Below are 1,614 nucleotides of genomic sequence, written 5' to 3'. Positions count from 1 at the left end.
GCAGGATCTATGACAGCATTTGGTGCAGACAGATTTGAAGAAGGAAATTTGTGGAGAAAAGAAGTGGCGGTAAGATTATTTCGCATGGCGGATTTGGCCGGTGCACCAAAAAGACCAACCTGTATTAATCCTAATGACCATTTTAACTTCTTAGATGATACTACATACATCTCCAACAGGGAGATCAAAGAATTTGACTTACATAAAGCAACGCATAGCGATTTAATCATCGTCAACTTCCTGGTAAATAACAGTATTGGCACATCAAAGGAGATTGCAATTTGCCACGATAAGGGGATTCCGGTCATCGGATTGAACGAGCAGAAGTTAGAGCTGCACCCATGGGATATTGATGACTGCAACAGGATATTTGATGATATGGATGAAATGCTTGAATATGTGGTAAAGCATTATTTGATGGATTAGGAAGGAAACAATATGAAGGTATGGAATAGTAAATATGATATTGATCACGAAGAACTGGAAGCAAAAATTTCAGTACTGGCAAACGAATTAGGCTTATTAAATCATGAAGTTGTCAGTGATTTAGAGGATTTAAAATCCCAGCACGAAGATTGGAAAGTTGACAGATTGCTTGACGAGGTAAAGAAGATTTACTTATCCAATTAAACGAAGATTTTATTACAATTCTGAATCAATATATTGTAACTGCAAATGAATTTAACACTACATATAGTATGTAAAAAACATACAGCAACCACTAAAAATTATAATAAGGAGTAAAGAGGTTTGGTCGACCAATAAACGTGCGTTTACTCCCGTGAATTAATGAAGACAGAATTATACAATGACAATTTCCAGAACTTTAAAAAATATAACGTACCAAAAGCTCAATTAGTTATAGCAGATATCCCGTACAATGTTGGCAACAATTTTTATGGAAGCAACCCAATGTGGTATAAGGGTGGTGATAATAAAAATGGAGAAAGTAAATTAGCTGGTAAGGCAGCCTTTAATACTGACTTTAACTTTAATATTGCTGAATACTTCCACTTCTGCAACAGGTTGCTAAAGAAGGAACCAGTAAAAGCAGGTCAAAGAGGAAGAAGTTCGGATGCTCCATGCATGATTGTATTTTGTTCCTTTGAGCAAATTCAGACAGTATTGCATTATGCAGAAAAACATGGATTCAAACATAATATCCCCCTTGTGTTTGTCAAGAATTATTCACCACAAGTATTGAAGGCAAACATGAGAATTGTGGGAGCCACAGAATATGCTTTGTTGTTATACAGAGATAAATTGCCTAAGTTTCGTAATGGAGTTCAGACAGATGAAAACGGAAAAACAATCAGAGGAACAGGTCGAATGATTTTCAACTGGTTTGAGTGGAAACGTGATGGGAAAGATATTCCTAAAATTCACCCGGCACAAAAGCCAGTGGGAACATTAAAAGAATTGATTAAGGTGTTGACCGATGAAGGTGACGTTGTAATTGACCCATGTTCCGGTAGCGGCTCTACGGGAAGAGCGTGTATGGAACTTAACAGGGATTTTTACGGATTTGAAGTGTCGAAAGATTTTTATAAGAAGGCAAAGGATAGCATGTTGGTGCTACCTGAAGCAAAATAATTATTAAGCAAAGGGTTATTT

The 1,614-nt window shown here is 36.6% G+C and carries 3 protein-coding genes; all 3 read left to right on the top strand.

The window, feature by feature from the left end; all coding sequences use genetic code 11:
- Window positions 1-426: hypothetical protein (locus FAY33_RS19745; protein WP_207706039.1), on the top strand; the 426-nt coding region annotated here is incomplete at its 5' end.
- Between the two features lie 12 nt (window positions 427-438).
- Window positions 439-630: a hypothetical protein gene (locus tag FAY33_RS19110; RefSeq protein WP_143323070.1), complete on the top strand. Its 192-nt coding sequence runs from the start codon at window positions 439-441 to the stop codon at window positions 628-630.
- A 159-nt stretch (window positions 631-789) separates the two neighbouring features.
- Window positions 790-1,593, top strand: coding sequence for a site-specific DNA-methyltransferase (locus FAY33_RS19105; RefSeq protein WP_143323069.1), 804 nt, complete (start codon window positions 790-792; stop codon window positions 1,591-1,593).
- Window positions 1,594-1,614 lie beyond the last annotated feature (21 nt).

Origin of the sequence: Clostridium sp. HBUAS56010, from assembly GCF_007115105.1 — a bacterium.
Lineage (GTDB): Bacteria > Bacillota > Clostridia > Lachnospirales > Lachnospiraceae > Lacrimispora.
Note: the sequence above shows the minus strand (reverse complement) of the source record. Positions and strands in the feature narration are given on the sequence as shown.

Excerpts from the sequence above, each read along its gene's own strand:
- FAY33_RS19110 (WP_143323070.1), top strand. The coding sequence starts at position 439 with ATGAAGGTATGGAATAGTAAATATGATATTGATCACGAAGAACTGGAA.
- FAY33_RS19105 (WP_143323069.1), top strand. The coding sequence starts at position 790 with ATGAAGACAGAATTATACAATGACAATTTCCAGAACTTTAAAAAATAT.